This window comes from Leifsonia sp. Soil_N53, assembly GCF_057655165.1.
This window is the reverse complement of sequence record NZ_JBDGMM010000064.1, coordinates 115339-133583: the sequence shown is the minus strand read 5'-3', so window position 1 is coordinate 133583 and position 18245 is coordinate 115339. Positions and strand designations below refer to the sequence as shown.

Annotated in this window: 17 protein-coding genes and 1 tRNA gene; 16 read left to right on the top strand and 2 right to left on the bottom strand. The window is 71.6% G+C overall.

What is annotated here, in order from left to right; genetic code table 11:
* Window positions 1-45: 45 nt before the first annotated feature.
* Complete coding sequence (locus AC3A3H_RS14200; RefSeq protein ID WP_487615193.1) at window positions 46-543, bottom strand: aminoacyl-tRNA deacylase; 498 nt, start codon at window positions 541-543, stop codon at window positions 46-48.
* A 33-nt stretch (window positions 544-576) separates the two neighbouring features.
* Between AC3A3H_RS14200 and dusB the strand changes: the two genes are divergently transcribed.
* The 16 genes from dusB (at window position 577) to AC3A3H_RS14120 (ending at window position 17613) form a co-directional block, all read left to right on the top strand.
* Window positions 577-1779, top strand: a complete 1203-nt coding sequence (dusB, locus tag AC3A3H_RS14195) for a tRNA dihydrouridine synthase DusB (protein WP_487615192.1) — start codon at window positions 577-579, stop codon at window positions 1777-1779.
* A 10-nt stretch (window positions 1780-1789) separates the two neighbouring features.
* Window positions 1790-3049: a deoxyguanosinetriphosphate triphosphohydrolase gene (locus tag AC3A3H_RS14190; protein WP_487615191.1), complete on the top strand. Its 1260-nt coding sequence runs from the start codon at window positions 1790-1792 to the stop codon at window positions 3047-3049.
* A 76-nt stretch (window positions 3050-3125) separates the two neighbouring features.
* A complete protein-coding gene (locus AC3A3H_RS14185) occupies window positions 3126-4139 on the top strand; it encodes a DUF4282 domain-containing protein (protein WP_487615190.1) in 1014 nt (337 codons plus the stop codon).
* 29 nt (window positions 4140-4168) lie between these two features.
* A complete protein-coding gene (gene dnaG, locus AC3A3H_RS14180) occupies window positions 4169-6049 on the top strand; it encodes a DNA primase (RefSeq protein WP_487615189.1) in 1881 nt (626 codons plus the stop codon).
* Between the two features lie 225 nt (window positions 6050-6274).
* Window positions 6275-7906 (top strand): ABC transporter substrate-binding protein, encoded by a 1632-nt coding sequence (locus AC3A3H_RS14175; protein WP_487615188.1) that lies wholly within the window; start codon window positions 6275-6277, stop codon window positions 7904-7906.
* A gap of 82 nt (window positions 7907-7988) precedes the next feature.
* Window positions 7989-9086 carry an ABC transporter permease gene (locus tag AC3A3H_RS14170; RefSeq protein WP_487615187.1) on the top strand — a complete coding sequence of 366 codons (1098 nt, stop codon included), beginning with the start codon at window positions 7989-7991 and terminating at the stop codon, window positions 9084-9086.
* 1 nt (window position 9087) lies between these two features.
* Window positions 9088-10143 (top strand): ABC transporter permease, encoded by a 1056-nt coding sequence (locus AC3A3H_RS14165; RefSeq protein ID WP_487615186.1) that lies wholly within the window; start codon window positions 9088-9090, stop codon window positions 10141-10143.
* On the top strand, window positions 10140-11828 hold the full coding sequence (locus AC3A3H_RS14160; protein ID WP_487615185.1) for a dipeptide ABC transporter ATP-binding protein: 1689 nt from the start codon (window positions 10140-10142) through the stop codon (window positions 11826-11828). The genes AC3A3H_RS14165 and AC3A3H_RS14160 overlap by 4 nt, the downstream gene beginning before the upstream one ends.
* Window positions 11829-11838: 10 nt before the next feature.
* A complete protein-coding gene (locus AC3A3H_RS14155; protein WP_487615184.1) occupies window positions 11839-12702 on the top strand; it encodes an ATP-binding cassette domain-containing protein in 864 nt (287 codons plus the stop codon).
* 43 nt (window positions 12703-12745) lie between these two features.
* Complete coding sequence (locus AC3A3H_RS14150; protein WP_487615183.1) at window positions 12746-13747, top strand: D-isomer specific 2-hydroxyacid dehydrogenase family protein; 1002 nt, start codon at window positions 12746-12748, stop codon at window positions 13745-13747.
* Between the two features lie 78 nt (window positions 13748-13825).
* Window positions 13826-13898, top strand: a tRNA-Asn gene (locus tag AC3A3H_RS14145).
* A gap of 112 nt (window positions 13899-14010) precedes the next feature.
* Entirely contained in the window at window positions 14011-14214 is a 204-nt protein-coding gene (locus AC3A3H_RS14140; RefSeq protein WP_487615182.1) for a hypothetical protein, read from the top strand.
* A 103-nt stretch (window positions 14215-14317) separates the two neighbouring features.
* Window positions 14318-15553 (top strand): sensor histidine kinase, encoded by a 1236-nt coding sequence (locus tag AC3A3H_RS14135; protein WP_487615181.1) that lies wholly within the window; start codon window positions 14318-14320, stop codon window positions 15551-15553.
* Entirely contained in the window at window positions 15550-16212 is a 663-nt protein-coding gene (locus AC3A3H_RS14130) for a response regulator (protein ID WP_487615180.1), read from the top strand. Before AC3A3H_RS14135 ends, AC3A3H_RS14130 begins: the two co-directional genes overlap by 4 nt.
* 125 nt (window positions 16213-16337) lie before the next feature.
* Window positions 16338-16655 carry an SHOCT domain-containing protein gene (locus tag AC3A3H_RS14125; protein WP_487615179.1) on the top strand — a complete coding sequence of 106 codons (318 nt, stop codon included), beginning with the start codon at window positions 16338-16340 and terminating at the stop codon, window positions 16653-16655.
* An 85-nt stretch (window positions 16656-16740) separates the two neighbouring features.
* Window positions 16741-17613, top strand: a complete 873-nt coding sequence (locus AC3A3H_RS14120; protein ID WP_487615178.1) for a sensor histidine kinase — start codon at window positions 16741-16743, stop codon at window positions 17611-17613.
* A gap of 27 nt (window positions 17614-17640) precedes the next feature.
* On the opposite strand, the gene def is transcribed toward AC3A3H_RS14120, so the two are convergent.
* Window positions 17641-18207: a peptide deformylase gene (def, locus tag AC3A3H_RS14115; protein WP_487615177.1), complete on the bottom strand. Its 567-nt coding sequence runs from the start codon at window positions 18205-18207 to the stop codon at window positions 17641-17643.
* Window positions 18208-18245 lie beyond the last annotated feature (38 nt).

The window sequence follows — 18245 nt, the reverse complement described above, 5'->3', positions numbered from 1 at the left end:
GTGCGGCGTGTTGCGACCCCACTGGGTGGATGGCGACGGCGGGGGCTACTCCGGGTCGGTGATGTCGGCGAGGGTCGCATCGAAGCCGGAGAGGAGGGCGTCCGCGTCCACGAACAGTGAGTAGCCGTGCTCGCCGGCTCCCATGGAGACCGTGCGGCCGGCGACCGTCGTGTCGGCGATGACGGGCCACGCGGTCGTGCTGCCGAAGGGCGTGATGGTGCCGCGCTCGTACCCGGTCGCCGCGAACGCCACCGAGGCGTCCGGCAGCTGCAGCTTGTTGACGTGCAGCACGGCGCGGAGCTTCGGCCAGGAGATCTTGCGGCCGCCGGGCACCAGCGCGAACGCGAACGTGTCGTCGCTGCGCTTGACGACCAGGGTCTTGACGATGTCGCCCGGCTGGATCCCGAGCAGCTCGGCGGCCTCCTCGAGGCTCCGGGCGGCGGGCCGTTCGACGATCCGGACGGGGATGCCGCGGGCCCGTGCATCCTCCTCCACACGCCGGCGGCCGCCGGCGGATTCCACAGCTTCGGGGCTCTCGGCCATGTATCAGCACGCTTTCTGGGAGAATCGATGCAGATGTCTACTACCGCAACCCTAGCTCCCCGCACGGAGGCGAGCCCGAGGCTGACCATCGGCCCGCTCGCACTCGACGTGCCGGTCGTCCTCGCGCCCATGGCGGGGATCACGAACACCGCCTTCCGCCGGCTCTGCCGCGAGTTCGGCGCCGGCCTCTACGTCAGCGAGATGATCACGTCCCGGGCGCTGGTCGAGCGCACCCCGGAGTCGCTCCGGCTGATCACGCACCACGAGTCGGAGACCCCGCGCAGCATCCAGCTCTACGGCGTCGATCCGAAGACGGTCCGGGAGGCCGTCACGATGCTCGTCGCGGAGGACCGCGCCGACCACATCGACCTCAACTTCGGCTGCCCGGTGCCCAAGGTCACCCGCAAGGGCGGCGGCGCGGCGCTGCCGTGGAAGCTCGCGCATTTCCGCGAGATCGTGGAGGGCGCCGTCGCGGCAGCGGGCGACACCCCGCTGACCGTGAAGATGCGCAAGGGCATCGACGGCGACCACCTCACCTACCTGGAGGCGGGCAAGGCCGCGGAGGGCGCGGGCGTCGCGTCGATCGCGCTGCACGCGCGCACCGCCGCCGAGTTCTACTCGGGCCACGCGGACTGGTCCGCGATCGCGAAGCTCAAGGAGACGATCACGGGCACGCCCGTGCTCGGCAACGGCGACATCTGGTCGGCGGCCGACGCCATCCGCATGGTCGACGAGACCGGCTGCGACGGCGTCGTGGTCGGCCGCGGCTGCCTCGGCAGGCCGTGGCTGTTCGGCGACCTCGCTGCGGCGTTCCGCGCGAGGGCGGGCGAGCTCACCGCGGAGGAGGCCGCCCTTGCTCAGGCCCACCCGACGCTCGGCCAGGTGGCGGCGACGTTCCGTCGGCACGCCGAGCTGCTGGTCGAGTTCTTCGACAGCGAGGAGCGCGGCTGCCGCGACATCCGCAAGCACGTCGCCTGGTACTTCAAGGGCTACCCGGTCGGGGGCGACCTGCGCGCGAGCCTGGCGACCGTGGACACGCTCGCACACCTAGACGACCTGCTTGCGACCCTGGACTGGAGTCAGGAGTACCCGGGGGAGGCGGCGGAGGGCCAGCGCGGTCGCGCCGGGTCGCCCAAGCGTCCCGCGCTGCCCGACGGCTGGCTGGACAGCCGCGAGCTGGCGGGCAGCGCGCGTGCGGAGGTCGCCGAGGCGGAGGTGCACAACAGTGGTGGATAGCGCGACGGCGATGATCGACAGCGTCCCGGCCGACGGCTACAGCGAACGCGACCGGGAGCGCTGGCTCCCCGAGCACCACTCCAGCCGTCGCAGCGACTTCGCCCGCGACCGCGCTCGTCTCCTGCACTCGAGCGCGCTGCGCCGGCTTGCAGCGAAGACGCAGGTGCTCAGCCCGACTGCGGGCCTCGATTTCGCGCGCAACCGGCTGACCCACTCCCTGGAGGTCGCCCAGGTCGGCCGCGAGCTCGCCGCGAGCCTCGGGCTCGACCCGGACATCGTCGACACCGCCTGCCTCGCGCACGACATCGGCCACCCGCCCTTCGGCCACAACGGCGAGCGGGCGCTCAACACCTGGGCGGAGGACATCGGCGGCTTCGAGGGCAACGCCCAGACGCTGCGGCTGCTCACCCGCCTGGAGCCGAAGGTGTTCGGCCGCGACGGCCGCCCCTACGGCCTCAACCTGACGCGCGCGAGCCTCGACGCGAGCTGCAAGTACCCGTGGCCGGACACCAGCTCGGTCGCCGACCCGAGCGGACGCGCGAAGTTCGGCTTCTACGCCGACGACCACGCGGTGTTCGAGTGGATGCGCGACGGCGCCCCCGACCGCACCCGCAGCATCGAGGCGCAGGTGATGGATCTCTCCGACGACATCGCCTACTCGGTGCACGACTTCGAGGACGCCGTGGTCAATGGCTACATCGACGTCGCCGCGCTCGGCAGCCGGGTCGACCACGACGACCTGGTCCGGTCGATGTACGAGTGGGTCGGCGGCGAGTTCAGCCACGACGAGCTGATCGCGGCCTTCGACCGCCTCGACAGCCTCGACATCTGGCTCGACCGCTGGGACGGCAGCAGGCGCGCGCAGGCCCACCTGAAGAACCTCACGAGCCAGCTCATCGGCCGGTTCGCCCATGCGGCGGTCCACGAGACGAAGCATCGCGCCGGCGGCGTGGAGCTGCGCCGGTTCGGGGCCGACGTGGTCGTGCCCGACGCCATCCGTGCGGAGATCGCCGTGCTGAAGGGGATCGTCGCCACCTTCGTGATGTCGCGCAACTCCCGGCAGCCGATCTACGCGCAGCAGCGTCAGGTGCTGACGGCGCTGGCCGATGTCCTGCTCTCGCGCGGCCCGCAGGAGCTGGACCCCGGGTTCCAGGAGGACTGGCGGCTCGCGGCCGGCGACGTCGAGCGCAAGCGCGTCGTCGTCGACCAGGTGGCCAGTCTGACCGACCAGTCCGCGCTGAGTTGGTTCGAGCGGCTCGTGCAGCACTGATCCGGCGCGCCGAGGCCGGGCTTGAATCGGCAGCCGGTGTGCAGAATGCTTGAGGGACGCGAAGCAGAGGAGACGCATGAGCAGCCCACAGCCCCCGGCGGACGGCGACCGGCCCATGGAGGCCGAGCCCGGCGCGGCGGCATCGGAGTCGGCGCCCGCCTCCGAGACCGCGAGCGCCGCCGCGAGGCCGGCGCCTGCCAAGCGCACGCCCTCCCCGCGCAAGCGCACTCCCGCGAAGACCTCGGCGATGTCGCCGAACGGCGAGGCCCCGGAGATCCTCGACGCCATGCTGGGCAAGGCGGCGGCGGACGAGACGGTGGTGGGGGAGTCCGCTGACGGCGCCGCGAAGCCGGCCACTCCGCGTCGCCGGACGGCGGCGAGCCGGGCCAAGACCGCGGCCGCGCCCGACACTTCTTCCTCGCCGGTGGAGCCCCCGGTCGCTGCCGAGGCGGAGCGCACCGAGCCGCTCGAGACGGAGGCCGCGACCGCGGTCCTTCCGTCGGCGGACGACTATTACCGTGCGGCTACTCCAGAGACGGGCACCGCGGAGACCGAGGTCCTGAGCTCCGCCGAGGCGCCAGCGCCCGAGGTCGCAGCGCCCGAGGCGGCCGCGCCGGAGGCCGTGCCCGCGCCGCCCGCCGATGCGGAGGTGCCGGTGGGCGCCGTCGCCGAGGAGCCCGCCACCGAAGCAGCCGCGGAAACCCCCACCGAACCCGCCGACGGTCCGCAGGACGCGCGGCGCGGGCGCAGCGTGAACGAGCTCGCCGACCGCCTGGACGACTCGCGGTTCTTCTCCTCGCTGTTCGACTTCACCTTCACCAGCTACGTGACTCGCAAGCTCGCCGGACCCGTGTACGTCGTCGGGCTGGTGCTCATCGGCCTCGGGATCGTCGTCGGCTTCGCCAACAGTCTCGGCATCGCGATCGCGACCCGGTCTCCGGGCGGCGCGTTCGTCTTCCTGCTCGGCGTGCTGGTGACCCTGGTGGCCGCGATCCTGAGCGTGCTGCTGCTCCGGGTGACCATCGAGGTCTTCTGCGCGATCATCGAGATCGCCCAGAACACCCGGCGCAGGCGGCCTCCGCGCGACTGAGGTCGGCGCCGCTCACTAGAATCGAGAGCATGGCCGGCCGGATACGACAAAGCGACATCGAAGAGGTCAAGGCCCGCACCAACATCGCCGACATCATCGGCGACTACGTCAGCCTCAAGCCCGGCGGAGTCGGGGCGCTCAAGGGCCTCTGCCCGTTCCACGACGAGAAGAGCCCGAGCTTCAACGTGCGCCCGGGCGTGGGCCGCTACCACTGCTTCGGCTGCGGCGAGGGCGGCGACGTGTACGCGTTCCTCGTGAAGCTCGACCATGTGTCCTTCACGGAGGCCGTGGAGCGGCTCGCGGGCCGCATCGGCTATCAGCTGCACTACGAGGAGGGCGGGGGAGGCCCGAGCGAGTCGAGCGGCAACCGCGCCCGGCTGCTGGCCGCCAACACCGCCGCGGAGGAGTTCTTCCGTGAGCGCCTGGCCGCCCCCGACGCCGACCCGGGCCGCCGGTTCCTGGGCGAGCGCGGCTTCGACGCCGCGGCGGCCGCCCACTTCGGCGTCGGCTTCGCACCGAAGAGCTGGGACGAGCTCACCGATCACCTGCGCGGCAAGGGCTTCACCCCCGACGAGCTGCTCGCCTCCGGCCTGGTGTCGCAGCGCGACCGCGGCGTCTACGACCGGTTCCGCGGCCGGCTGGTCTGGCCGATCCGCGACGTGACCGGGCAGACAATCGGCTTCGGCGCGCGGCGGCTGCTGGAGGACGACAACGGCCCGAAGTACCTGAACACCCCGGAGACCGCCGTCTACAAGAAGGCCCAGGTGCTCTACGGCCTGGATCTCGCCAAGCGAGACATCTCCCGCAACGACCAGGTCGTGGTGGTCGAGGGCTACACCGACGTGATGGCATGCCACCTGGCCGGCGTGACGACCGCCGTGGCCACCTGCGGCACGGCCTTCGGCATCGACCACATCAAGGTCATCCGCAGGATCATGGGCGACGACAGCAGCACCGGCTCGGTGATCTTCACCTTCGACCCCGACGCCGCCGGCCAGAAGGCCGCCGCCCGCGCGTTCGGGGAGGAGCAGCGCTTCTCCGCCCAGACCTACGTCGCGGTCGGGCCGGACGGGCTCGACCCGTGCGACCTCCGCCTCGCCGGCGGCGACGACGCCGTGCGCCGGATGATCGACGCCCGCAAGCCGATGTTCGAGTTCATGATCCGCCAGGTGGTCGACCGCTTCGACCTCGACACCGTGGAGGGCCGCACGGCCGCCCTGCGCGCCGGCGCGCCGATCGTGGCGACCATCCGCGACCCGGCGTCGCAGAACGGCTACACGCGCGAGCTCGCCCGCCTCTCCGGCGGCGACCTCCAGGACGCCCTCCGTGCCGTGCGCTCCGCCCAGCGCAGCGGGCGGGGTGACGACGGCGGGCGCCAGGGCGGCCGCGACGGCGCACCGGGACGGCAGCCGGCTCGACAGCCGGGAGCGGACGCCCCCGTTCCGGTCCGGGAGGCCGACCCCACGGATCCCACCCAGCGCACCGAGCGCGAGAGCCTGATGGTGCTGCTCCAGCTCCCGGCGGAGGTCGGCGCCGAGCGGGCCGCCCGTGCCCTCCAGGTGCCGTTCGTCAACCCGACCCACGCCGTGGTGCGCGACGCGATCGCCAGCCAGCTGCCGTCCATGGCCGACCCCGGCTGGGTGGACCGCGTGCTCGCCGAGGTGCCGCAGGCCTACGCGCCGACGGTCAACGCGCTCGCGGTCGGCGCCCTCCCGCAGACCGGTTCGGACGTGGGCCGCTACGCCCGCTCGATCCTGGACGGCCTGATCGACCGGGACCTGCTGCGTGAGAAGGCCGAGCTGACGTCGCGGCTGGCGCGCACCGACCCGCAGAACGCGGAGCTCCGGCGGTCGCTGCAGGTGGCGCTGGCGTCGATCGACCGCGAGCGGATGCGGCTGCGCGGCGAGTAGCGGGGCAGAATAGGGCATCTCCACGTTCCGGCGACGGAATCCGTGGCAGCATGCGCAAATGCGCGCGGAATTGTTGCGTCGATGTAAAGATTGCGCCGCGATCCGCGGCAGGATGCGTATCCTGCGCGGCATTCGTGCTAGGACTGTGGCTACGCGATCCGGCGACGTGGCACTCGCGTGCGCTCTGCCGGATCAGTGACCCCACCAAGGAAGAGGTAATCGGATATGAGATCCGTACACATCGGCGGACGGCGCCTGCTCGCCGTGTCGGCCGCCTTCGCGGCCGCGGCGCTGGTGCTCGCGGGCTGCTCCGGGAGCAACAACAGCTCCGGAGGCGGCGGCGGCACGCTGACCATCGGCACGACGGACAAGATCACGTCGATCGACCCGGCCGGCTCCTACGACAACGGCTCCTTCGCCGTGATGAACCAGGTATACCCGTTCCTGCTGAACTCGCCGTACGGCAGCCCGGACGTCAAGCCGGACATCGCCGCGAGCGCCGCCTTCACGTCGCCCACCGAGTACACCGTGAAGCTGAAGCCGGACCTGAAGTTCGCGAACGGTCACCCGCTGACCTCCGAGGACGTCAAGTTCACCTTCGACCGCCAGCTCAAGATCAACGACCCGAACGGTCCCGCGTCGCTGCTGGGCAACCTCGACAGCGTCAGCACGCCGGACAAGACGACCGCGGTCTTCAAGCTCAAGGTCCCCAACGACCAGACCTTCCCGCAGGTGCTCTCCAGCCCCGCCGGCCCGATCGTCGACCACCAGGTGTTCTCGGCCGACAAGGTCACCCCGGACAACACCATCGTCAAGGGTCACCCGTTCGCCGGTCAGTACGACATCACGAGCTACGACTTCAACAACCTCATCGCGTACAAGGCGAACCCCAACTACGAGGGCCTGCTCGGCAAGCCGGCCACGGAGAAGGTCAACGTCAAGTACTACGCGGAGTCGTCGAACCTGAAGCTCGACATCCAGAAGGGCGCGATCGACGTCGCGTACCGCAGCCTGTCGGCGACGGACATCCAGAGCCTCGGCACGGACAAGAACGTCAAGGTCGTCAAGGGCCCGGGTGGTGAGATCCGCTACATCGTCTGGAACTTCAACACCCAGCCGTTCGGTGCGACGACCCCGGAGGCCGACGCCAAGAAGGCTCTCGCCGTGCGCCAGGCCGCTGCCGACCTCGTCGACCGCGCGACCATCGCCAAGCAGGTCTACAAGGACACCTACAGCCCGCTGTACTCCTACGTCCCGCAGGGCCTGACCGGTGCGACCACCGTGCTGAAGGACCTCTACGGCGACGGCAACGGCGGACCGAGCCTCGACAAGGCGAAGGCTGCTCTCCAGGCCGCCGGCGTGACCACCCCGGTCTCGCTGAACCTGCAGTACAACCCGGACCACTACGGCCCGTCCTCCGGTGACGAGTACGCGCTCGTCAAGGAGCAGCTCGAGAACGGCGGCCTGTTCAAGGTCAACCTGCAGTCGACCGAGTGGGTCCAGTACTCCAAGGACCGCGTCAAGGACCTGTACCCGGCCTACCAGCTCGGCTGGTTCCCGGACTACTCCGACGCGGACAACTACCTGTCGCCGTTCTTCAGCAAGGAGAACTTCCTCGCGAACCACTACGACAACCCCGAGGTCCAGCAGCTGATCACCCAGCAGCTGGGCACCACCGACAAGGCCGAGCGCACCAAGCTGATCGAGCAGATCCAGGCCAAGGTGGGCGCCGACCTGTCCACCCTGCCGCTGCTGCAGGGCGCTCAGGTCGCCGTGGTGGGCAAGAACGTCAACGGCGCCGACAAGACGCTCGACCCGTCGTTCAAGTTCCGCTACGCGGCTCTCTCGAAGGGCTAGGCCGCACCACACGGCCGAAAGGGGGGCGGCTCGCGTCTGGCGCGAGCCGCCCTCACCCACGAACCACCCACGATTGGCTCCTATGACAGCGACGGTCAGCGGGCCGGCGGCGCCCACGGCGCCCGGCCCCGAACGAACCAGGACGCGTCGGCGAACGGGAGGCGGCCTCAGCCGCTACATCGTCATCCGCGCCCTCCTCATCATCCCGACGATCTTCATCCTCGTCACGGTCGTCTTCTTCCTGATGCGCTCCACCGGCGACCCCGTCACGGCGGCGCTCGGCGGCAAGCTGCCTCCCGCGCAGCTCCAGCAGCGCATCCACGAGGCGGGCTATGACCGGCCCTTGCTCGTGCAGTACTTCGAGTACCTCGGGCAGATCCTGCGCGGCGACTTCGGCACGACCTTCACCGACCACCAGCCCGTGACCCAGGTGCTGATCACCTACGGCGCGGCCACCCTCGAGCTGGCGTTCTACGCGCTCATCGTCGCGTTCATCGTCGGAATCCCGCTCGGCCTGCTCGCGGCGTACTACCGCGACCGGTTCGGCGACGCGTCGCTGCGGATCTTCGCGATCCTCTGCTACGCGACCCCGGTGTTCTTCGTCGGCATGGTGCTCAAGCTGGTGTTCTCGATCTGGCTGGACGTGCTCCCCGTGGCGGGCCGCGCGTCGACCAGTTCCGAGATCGAGATGCAGACCCTCCCGAACAAGACCGGCATCTACCTGATCGACGCGTTCCAGACCGGCGACCCGGCGGTGGTCGGCGATGTCCTGCTGCACGCGATACTGCCGGCCGTGACCCTCGGCCTCCTGACCGCTGGCATCTTCCTCCGGCTGGTGCGCACCAATGTGATCGGCACCCTCTCGACGGACTACGTCGACGCCGCCCGTTCGCGCGGTGTGAGCGAGAGCCGGCTGGTGCGCAAGCACGCCTACCGTCCGGCGCTCATCCCGATCATCACGGTCATCGGCCTCCAGATCGCCCTGCTGCTCGGCGGCGCGATCCTCACCGAGACGACCTTCGAGTGGAAGGGACTGGGCTTCCAGCTCTCGCACTACCTGCAGGCACGCGACTTCGTCGCGGTCCAGGGCATGGTCGTCCTGCTCGCCGTCATCGTCGCGGTCACCAATTTCATCGTCGACATCATCGCGGCGCTCATCGACCCGAGAGTGAGGTACTGACATGGCCTCGCAGAAGCGCACCATCTGGAGCCGGCTCCCTGTCGTCCATCAGCTCCGCCAGTCGGTCGGACTGCAGCGCGGGATGCTGGTCACCGGCCTCGTGCTCACCGCCCTGTTCATCCTGGTCGCGATCTTCGCGCCGCTCATCGCCCCGTACGGCTTCGCGCAGCTCAAGGACGCGCAGGGCCAGTTCGGCTCGCAGCAGCCGCCGAGCCCGGCGCACATCTGGGGCACGACGGTCGGCGGCTACGACGTGTTCTCGCGCGTGATCTGGGGAGCGCAGACCGCGATCCTCGTGATCGTCGTCGCGGTGATCCTGTCGATCTTCGCCGGCGTCATCCTCGGCCTCGTCTCAGGCTACTTCGGCGGCTGGGTCGACCGCCTGCTCGTGGTGATCGCCGACGCGATCTACGCATTCCCGTCGCTGCTGCTCGCGATCGTGATGGCGATCGTCATCTCGGGCGGCCAGTCCAGCCTCTGGGGCGGCATCCTCGCCGCGGCGATCTCGATCACGGTGGTCTACATCCCGCAGTACTTCCGGGTGATCCGCTCGGAGGTCGTCCGGATCAAGGCGGAGGCCTACGTCGAGTCGGCCCGCGTGGTCGGCGCCAGCAACGGTCGGATCATGTACCGCCACGTGCTGCGCAACTCCACCCGCACGTTGCCGCTGATCTTCACGCTGAACTCCTCCGAGGCCATCCTGACGCTCGCGGCCCTCGGCTTCCTCGGCTTCGGCATCGAGCCGACCGCGGCCGCGGAGTGGGGGTACGACCTCAACAAGGCGCTGTCCGACGTCACCAGCGGCATCTGGTGGACAGCCATCTACCCGGGTCTCGCGATCGTGCTCGTCGTGCTCGGCATCACGCTCGTGGGCGAGAGCCTCAACGACCTCGCCGACCCGCGCCTGCGCGGCCGGCGCCGCGCCGCAGAGGCGTCGGGCCTGGTCGCCGAGACGTCGGTCGTCCCCGGCGGTCCGCTGGAGGCGGGCCCCGGCGGCATCGACGGCCTGGAGGGCGGAGAGTCGTTCGACGAGCACGGAATCGAGGTCAAGCCATGAGCGACGTCGTCAGCATCGACAACCTGTCGGTGACGTTCGCAACCGACGCCGGCGCCGTGAAGGCCGTCGACGATGTCACTCTCCGCGTGTCGCCGGGCGAAGTGCTTGCGATCGTGGGGGAGTCCGGTTCGGGCAAGACCGTCACCGCCAAAACCATCCTCGGCCTGCTGCCGGAGACCGCGACCGCCTCGGGAGCCGTGGTGCTGCGCAGCAGGGACGGCGCCAACGAGGCGGACGTCATCTCGCTGAGCAAGAAGGAGCTCAGGGAGGTGCGCGGGACGGACGTCGCGATGGTGTTCCAGGAGCCGTCCACCGCGCTCAACCCCGTGTACCAGGTCGGCTGGCAGATCGCCGAGGGCCTCCGCGCCCACGGCAAGCTGTCCAAGAAGGAGGCGCAGAAGCAGGCGGTCGACATCCTCCGCCGGGTCGGCATCCCGGAGCCGGAGAAGCGGGTCAAGTACTACCCGCACCAGTTCTCCGGCGGCCAGAAGCAGCGCATCGTCATCGCCATGGCGCTGGTGCTGAACCCGGGACTCATCGTGGCCGACGAGCCGACGACCGCGCTCGACGTGACGGTGCAGGCCGAGATCCTCGACCTGCTGCGCCGCTGCCGCGACGAGTTCGGCGCGGCCATCGTGCTGATCACCCACAACATGGGCGTGGTCGCCGACCTGGCCGACCGCGTCGCCGTCATGTACCAGGGCAAGGTCGTGGAGGAGGCCGACGCGCGCACGCTGTTCGCGGCGCCGCAGGCCGAGTACACGCGCCAGCTGCTCGCGTCGGTTCCGCGCATCGGCCAGGGCCTGGTCGCCACCCAGGACCGGGCGATCGCCCGTGCCGAACGGCCGGACGAGGCGCCGGTGGTCGCTGCACGCGACCTGCGCATCCAGTACCCGGGACGGCTCGGCCGGCCCGGCTTCGTCGCGGTCGACGGCGTGAGCTTCGACATCCGGCCGGGCGAGGTGCTCGGGCTGGTGGGCGAGTCCGGCTCGGGGAAGACCACGATCGGACGTGCCATCGCCGGGCTCGGCAAGGTCACCGAGGGTTCCCTGAAGGTGCTCGGGATCGAGATGAACGGCGTCAGGGAGCGCCAGTTCCGCAAGGTGCGCAGCGACATCGGCTTCGTGTTCCAGGACCCGGCGTCGAGCTTCAACCCGTTGCTGACCATCGCGGACTGCGTGGCCGAGCCGCTCGTCGTGCACGGCAGGGCGTCCTCGCCCTCGGCCGCGCGCGGCAGGGTGGACGAGCTGCTGGAGGCCGTGCAGCTCCCGCGCAGCTACGGCGACCGCTTCCCGCACGAGCTCTCCGGAGGCCAGCGGCAGCGGGCCAGCCTCGCGCGCGCCCTCGCCCTGGAGCCGACCCTGCTGATCGCGGACGAGCCGACCTCCGCGCTCGACGTGTCGGTGCAGGCCCGCGTGCTGGAGCTCTTCGCGGACCTGCAGCGCGAGTTCGGCTTCGCGGCGCTGTTCATCAGCCACGACCTGGCCGTGGTCGATCTGCTGGCCGACCGGATCGCCGTGCTGCACCGCGGCAAGCTGGTCGAGGAGGGCACGGGCGCCGAGGTGCTCGGCAACCCGAGGGAGGCGTACACGCAGCGCCTGCTGGCCTCCCTGCCGGTGCCGGATCCGGTGGAACAGGCCGACCGGCGGGAGGCGCTGCGCGCACTCCAAGCCGACAGCGCCTAGGGTCGAATATGTGAGTCCCGATCCCGCCATCCTCGTCAGCGACCTGTCCGTCGAATATCCCGCAAGGGGCGTCAGCCCGTCGTGCGTCGCCCTGCGCGGGGTGAGCTTCCGGCTGGAGGCGGGGCAGTCGCTCGGTGTGCTGGGCGAGACGGGTTCGGGCAAGAGCACGCTGGCCGCGGTGCTCGCCGGGCGGGGGCTTCCCCTCCGTTCCGGCGAGCCCGGCCCGCGCATCAGCGGCGGCGACGCGACCGTGCTCGGCCACTCGCTGCGGCACGCCCGCAAGCGGGACGTGTCCGAGGTGACCTTCCACGTCGGCTATCTGCCGCAGGAGGCCTCGGCGTCCTTGGAGCCGTCCCTGTCGATCCAGGACAACGTCACGCTGCCGATCTTCGAGCGCGACGAGCACTACAGCCGCCGGTCGGCGGGGGAGCGGGCCGCGCTCATGCTCGACACGGTGCACCTGCCGCTCAGCGTGCTCGGCAAGTACCCGTACCAGCTGAGCGCCGGCCAGCGGCAGCGCGTGGCGCTCGCGAAGGCGCTCGTGCTCGGCCCTCACGTGTTGATCGTCGACGAGCCGACGGCCGGCATCGACGCGACCGTCCGCGACGCCGTGATCGACCTCCTCGCCCAGCTCCGCTCGCACCAGGGCTTCACGGCCGTCGTGGTGAGCCACGACCTCGCGGTGCTGCGTCGTGCGACCGACGTGTCCCTGGTGCTCCAGGCCGGACGCCCGGTCGGGTACGGACCGATCGAGGACGTGCTGGCCGACCCCTCGCATCCGTTCGTGCGCGGGCTGGCGGACGCGCTCAAACCGCCGCCGCGCCGGCGGGAGCGCCGCCCGCAGGTCGCCGCCGGCGATCGCGCCCAGAACTGACCCGGCCCAGCGCCGAGACACCCTGCCCCGAGGAAGAGGAACCATGACCGACCGCACCCCCCAGCACCGCGCCGTCCTCGCGCCGGTCGGCGCGCCGCTCGACCCCGCCGAGCGCCCGGAACCCGGCCCGATCGCCGTGCTGCCCACGGCCGAGCCCTCGTTCGTCGCCGCCGTGGAGGCCGCGGGCGGGACCGTCGAGCCGCTCTCCGACCGCACGCGCGGCGTCGTCTGGCTCTCCAACAAGGACGCCGCCGCCTTCCCGCCGATCCTGCACGCGCACCCCGGCATCGGCTGGGTGCAGCTCCCGTTCGCCGGCGTTGACGCGTTCTCCGGCATCATCGGCGCCGAGGACCGTCCCGGTCTGGTCTGGACGAGCGCCAAGGGCGCGTACGCGCAGCCGGTGGCCGAGCACGCGCTCGCCCTGACCCTGGCCCTGCTGCGCGTGCTGCCCAAGCGCGTGCGTGCCACCTCGTGGTCCACGGTGGAGGAGGGCCGCTCGCTGTACGGCCTCGACGTCGTGATCGTCGGCGCGGGCGGCATCGCCCTGGAGCTGATGATGCTGCTGGCGCCGTTCGGCGCCCGTGTGACGATCGTGCGACGCTCGCCGGAGCCCGTGCCGGGCGCCGAGCGCACGGTCGGCTCCGACCGCCTGCTGGAGGTCCTTCCCGACGCGGACGTGGTGGTCGTGGCTGCCGCGCTCACCGGCGGCACCCGCCACCTGTTCGGCGACGCGGAGTTCGCGGCGATGAAGGAGACCGCCTACCTGGTGAACATCGCCCGCGGCGGACTGGTCGACACGGACGCGCTGCTGCGCGCCCTCCGCGGCGGAGAGATCGCCGGAGCGGGCATCGACGTGACCGACCCGGAGCCGCTGCCGGACGCGCACCCGCTGTGGGCGGAGGAGGCCTGCCTGATCACTCCGCATCAGGCCGACACCTCGGCGATGACGGCGCCGTTGCTGGCCGAACGGGTGCGCGCCAATGTGCGGGCGTTCCTCGGCGACGGCGATTTCGTGGGCCGGGTGGATCCGGCCGCGGGCTACTGACGCCGACGCGCGCGGGATGCCGCTCCGATTTCGCTCGGCGGTCGAAGTCTTGCTAGAGTAGCTTCGCTGATCAAGCATTCCTCGATAGCTCAATTGGCAGAGCAGCCGGCTGTTAACCGGCAGGTTCTTGGTTCGAGTCCAAGTCGGGGAGCGGAAAGCACAGGCGAAGGCCCGGAGGTGAAGACCTCCGGGCCTTCGCCTTTCGTGCACATGCTCCGAAAGGAATACACCCCAATCGGGCCGCCGCTGGGTACTATGCGGCCATGAGCAAGCGGGAGCGGGACCGGCACGACTCCGAGGAGCCGGACGACGCGGTCGAGGACTACGAGAACGACGAGGACGAACGGCGCGCATCGCTCGAACGCGAAGCCGGATTGACGAGCTTCGGCGGGCCCGCGTTCGGGCCGCTGTTCGGGAGCACCCCTGGCGACGACGGCGAGATCTTCGACGCAGAGCACAATCCCTGAACCGGCCGGCCGGCCGAGCCTTCGCTGCGTACTCCCGGGGGAGTAGCCGACAGACTCCCCGGGGGGCAGGGTGCGGAGCCGGTGCGCTGGCTAGCATGAGGAGATGCCCTGGAACCCGCCCGCCGACGCCCGCCAGAGCGGGCCGGGCTGGCACGAGGGTCGCGGCTGGCACGAGGGCGGCTGGCAGGGCGGCGGCTGGCAGGGCCGCGGCTGGCAGGGCCGCCCGCCGCGCGGGGCGATCTGGTTCCCCGTCGTCCTCTCCGTCCTCATCCAGCTCCCCGGCGTCCTCATCGCCGCGCACACGGCGGCGACCGATCCGCTGACGCTGGCGGCTGTGCTCGTCGCCTTCGCATCCTCGTTCCTCCTGCTCCTCGCGCGTGCGTATCCCGGACCGGTGCTCGTCGCCGTCGCGGTCCTCTGCACGCCGGCGATCGCCCTCACGATGGGCCCGCCCCTGGCGGCCGTCCCTGTGGCCTTCGCGGTCGTCGGCGCCGTCGTCCGTTCGGCGCGGGTCTGGACGTGGTGGACGCTGGCGGGGATCGCCGTCGTCGGCCCGCTCGGCGCCTACCTGCTCGTCGGGCGGCCCGAGGCCGTCATCCGGCCACTCGCCATCGCCCTGGTGCTCACCCTCCTCGTCGGGGTCGGCGAGGCCATCCGCGGGCGGCGCGAGCGCTACCGGGAGATCTCCCGGCAGATCGCCGCGCGCCGGGAGTCCGCCGCCGAGGCCGAGCGGCTGCGGATCGCGCGCGAGCTGCACGACGTGCTCGCGCACTCGCTGTCCCAGATCAGCGTGCAGGCCGGGGTCGGTCTCCACCTCTTCGACAGCCGCCCCGACAAGGCGCGCGAGAGCCTGGAGGCCATCAAGTCGGTGAGCAGCCAGGCGCTCGAGGAGGTGCGCGGTGTGCTCGGCTTCCTCCGTGCGGAGGGCTATCCCGCGGCGCGGGCGCCGGAACCGGACCTGGCGCGCGTCCCCGTGCTGGTCGAGACCTACCGGCGCGCCGGCCTCGACGTGCACTACGACGACGCGCTCACCACGACGCCGTCGGCCGCTTCGCAGCTCGCGCTGTACCGGATCGTCCAGGAGTCCCTCACGAACATCGGCCGGCACGCGCAGGCCAGGACGGTCGACATCCGGCTCGCCGAGGAGGGCGGCGACTACGTGCTCACGATCGCCGACGACGGCCGCGGGCTGCCCGAGGCTGAGTCCGACGGCAAGGGGATGATCGGGATGCGCGAGCGCGCCGAGCTGCTCGGCGGCCGCTTCGAGACGCGCGAGACGGCGGGCGGCGGGCTTACCGTGGCAGCCCGCATCCCGTTGCGCACGGCGGAGGACGCATGATCCGGGTGCTGCTGGCGGACGACCAGCACCTCGTGCGTGCGGGCTTCCGTGCGCTGCTGGAGGCCGAGGACGACCTCGAGGTGGTCGGCGAGGCCGCGACGGGCCGGGAGGCGGTCGAGCTCACGCGGCGCACACATCCCGACGTGGTGCTCATGGACATCCGGATGCCGGACGGCGACGGGCTCTGGGCCACCGGCCGGCTCACCGCCGACCCGGAGCTGGCGGCGACGCGGATCGTGATGGTCACCACGTTCGAGCTGGACGACTACGTCGCGCAGGCGATCCTCTCCGGGGCGAGCGGCTTCCTCGTCAAGGACACCGAGCCGGTCGAGCTCCTGCGCGCGGTGCGGGTCGTGGCCGCGGGCGACGCCCTGCTCTCGCCCGGCGCCACGCGCCGGCTGATCGAGCGCGTCGCCGGCGGACTGCGCCCTGCGCCCGACGCGGAGGCGCTGCGCGACCTGAGCGAGCGCGAGCGGGAGGTCCTGGCCCTGGTCGGCCACGGGCTGACCAACACGGAGATCGGGGAGCGGCTCTTCCTCAGCCCGCTGACGGCGAAGACGCACGTCTCGCGGATCATGACGAAGCTCGCCGCGCGCGACCGCGTGCACCTGGTCGTCGTCGCCTACGAGACGGGCCTGGTGCAGCCGGGCCGGCAGTGAGCGACGCTCTGCTCCCGGGGGAGTAGCGCAAGTGCCTCCCGGCGGCGGATTCGCCGAAGCGGGCGTGCGGCGAGGCTGATGGTGGATCCGCGAAAGCCGCGGACAGCTCACCGATTGGATGCACCATGTTCAGTTCGCTCGCAGCCGCCGCACCCTGCGCCGTCGTCGCCTGGGGTGGCGGCCCCTGGTTCGGCTGGTGGTGGTTCCTGATCCCGCTCTTCTGGATCGGGATCTTCTTCCTCATCTTCGGCCTCGTCGGCCGGCGCTGGCGCCGCGCAGCCGTCGCCCGCGGAGGCTACGGCTGGGGCCCGAACGGGCCGCACTCCGGAACCCGCGCCGCCGAGCAGACGCTGGCGGACCGCTACGCCAACGGCGACATCGACGAGAAGGAGTACCGCGCCCGCCTGGAGGTGCTGCGCGCCAACCGCGGCGACGGCTCCTGACCTCGGCGGCCCTCCACGGAGCGCGGCCCGGATATGATCGTCCGGGCCGCGCACCGGCCCGCGCCACCGGCCCGGAAGGACCCGCATGACCCCGCTCTGGATCGCCCTCGCCGCCGCCGTGGCGGCCGCCGCCGTCTTCGCGGTGCTCTGGCTCCTCGAGCGGACCCGCCGGCGCCGCTCCCAGGAGGCGCGCGAGGAGCGCGAGTGGGATCGCATCGACCGCGAGCTCGAGCTCGCCGAGCAGGCCGGCCGGTTCCGGATCATCGGCGAGCTGGGGGACGTCGCGGTCGCCGCGGTCTCCCGGCTCGTCTCCCAGGCCGAGGGGATGCGCTACGCGGCCACGGCCGACCCGGCGGCGGCGTCCCGGTCGGCGTCCGCGATCGAGACCTCGGCGCGCGACGCCCTCGCCGACCTGCGCCGACTGCAGAACGCCGTGGCCGACGGCGGCCGCGAGGTGCTTCCCGCCCCCGGACTGCACTCCGCGCGCGATCTGTTCCGGGTGATGCGCGAGGCGGGATTGGAGGTGACCTTCGGCGAGACCGGCGAGCGCTTCGAACTGCGCCAGGGCGCCGAGCTCGTGGTGTTCCGCATCCTGCAGACCAGCCTCGGGAACGCCCTCCAGCACGGCGGACCCGGCACGACCGCGGTCGTGGCGATGGCGTGGACGCCGGACGGCCTCCACGTCACCGTGGACGACGACGGCATCCGCGCCGCCGCGCGCCGGCGCGGCCTCGACCGCGACGGCGTCGACCAGGCGACCGCCTACAGCGCCGACGACGACCTGCGTGCGGTGACCGAGTTCGTCGAGGGCGCCGACCTCAACGAGCTGCGCGAGCGCTCCGCCCTGTTCGGCGGGGTGCTGGACGCCAAGACCGTCCCGGGGGTCGGCTTCTCGCTGTCCGTCGTGTTCCCCGCGCTGCGCCACCACAACGGCGTGCACGGAGTGCCGCTGCGCTAGCCCGATGGGCCCGCCCGGTGGCGGAGGTCAGTCCTCCAGGTGGTCCCGGCCCGGCAGCCAGCTGAGCCCGGGGACGCCCCACGAGTTCTTGCGCTGGGTCTTGAGCGCGGCCTTGCCGTAGGGGTGCGCGAGACGGTCGACGTAGAGCACGCCGTCGAGATGGTCGTACTCGTGCTGGAAGATCCGGGCGAGCCAGCCGTCGGCGCGGACCGTGAACGGCTCGCCCTCCAGGTCGACGGCCTCCAGGATGACGCTCTCGGAACGCCGCAGCGGGAAGCGCTCGCCCGGGAACGACAGGCAGCCCTCCGACTCGGTGTCCTCGTCCGGCTCGCCCACGGCCGCCGGGCTGAGCCACAGCACCGGGTTGATCGCGACGCCGCGGTGCAGCACGTCGTCGTCGTCCGTCCAGCCGTAGACGAACAGCCGCAGCGGCACTCCGACCTGCGGGCCGGCGAGGCCCACGCCCGGCGCCTGGTCCATCGTCTCGAACATGTCGGCCACGAGCGCGCGCAGGTCGTCGTCGAACTCGGTGACCTCGGCCGCGCGAGTGTGCAGGACGGGGTCTCCGGTGATCCGGATGGGAAGGACGGCCATTCGGCAAGACTATCGGGATCATGTTGGGTAGGGTCGTG

Coding starts and splice junctions, on each gene's coding strand:
- AC3A3H_RS14200 (WP_487615193.1), bottom strand. CDS start 543: ATGGCCGAGAGCCCCGAAGCTGTGGAATCCGCCGGCGGCCGCCGGCGT.
- dusB (WP_487615192.1), top strand. CDS start 577: ATGTCTACTACCGCAACCCTAGCTCCCCGCACGGAGGCGAGCCCGAGG.
- AC3A3H_RS14190 (WP_487615191.1), top strand. CDS start 1,790: ATGATCGACAGCGTCCCGGCCGACGGCTACAGCGAACGCGACCGGGAG.
- AC3A3H_RS14185 (WP_487615190.1), top strand. CDS start 3,126: ATGAGCAGCCCACAGCCCCCGGCGGACGGCGACCGGCCCATGGAGGCC.
- dnaG (WP_487615189.1), top strand. CDS start 4,169: ATGGCCGGCCGGATACGACAAAGCGACATCGAAGAGGTCAAGGCCCGC.
- AC3A3H_RS14175 (WP_487615188.1), top strand. CDS start 6,275: ATGAGATCCGTACACATCGGCGGACGGCGCCTGCTCGCCGTGTCGGCC.
- AC3A3H_RS14170 (WP_487615187.1), top strand. CDS start 7,989: ATGACAGCGACGGTCAGCGGGCCGGCGGCGCCCACGGCGCCCGGCCCC.
- AC3A3H_RS14165 (WP_487615186.1), top strand. CDS start 9,088: ATGGCCTCGCAGAAGCGCACCATCTGGAGCCGGCTCCCTGTCGTCCAT.
- AC3A3H_RS14160 (WP_487615185.1), top strand. CDS start 10,140: ATGAGCGACGTCGTCAGCATCGACAACCTGTCGGTGACGTTCGCAACC.
- AC3A3H_RS14150 (WP_487615183.1), top strand. CDS start 12,746: ATGACCGACCGCACCCCCCAGCACCGCGCCGTCCTCGCGCCGGTCGGC.
- AC3A3H_RS14140 (WP_487615182.1), top strand. CDS start 14,011: ATGAGCAAGCGGGAGCGGGACCGGCACGACTCCGAGGAGCCGGACGAC.
- AC3A3H_RS14135 (WP_487615181.1), top strand. CDS start 14,318: ATGCCCTGGAACCCGCCCGCCGACGCCCGCCAGAGCGGGCCGGGCTGG.
- AC3A3H_RS14130 (WP_487615180.1), top strand. CDS start 15,550: ATGATCCGGGTGCTGCTGGCGGACGACCAGCACCTCGTGCGTGCGGGC.
- AC3A3H_RS14125 (WP_487615179.1), top strand. CDS start 16,338: ATGTTCAGTTCGCTCGCAGCCGCCGCACCCTGCGCCGTCGTCGCCTGG.
- AC3A3H_RS14120 (WP_487615178.1), top strand. CDS start 16,741: ATGACCCCGCTCTGGATCGCCCTCGCCGCCGCCGTGGCGGCCGCCGCC.
- def (WP_487615177.1), bottom strand. CDS start 18,207: ATGGCCGTCCTTCCCATCCGGATCACCGGAGACCCCGTCCTGCACACT.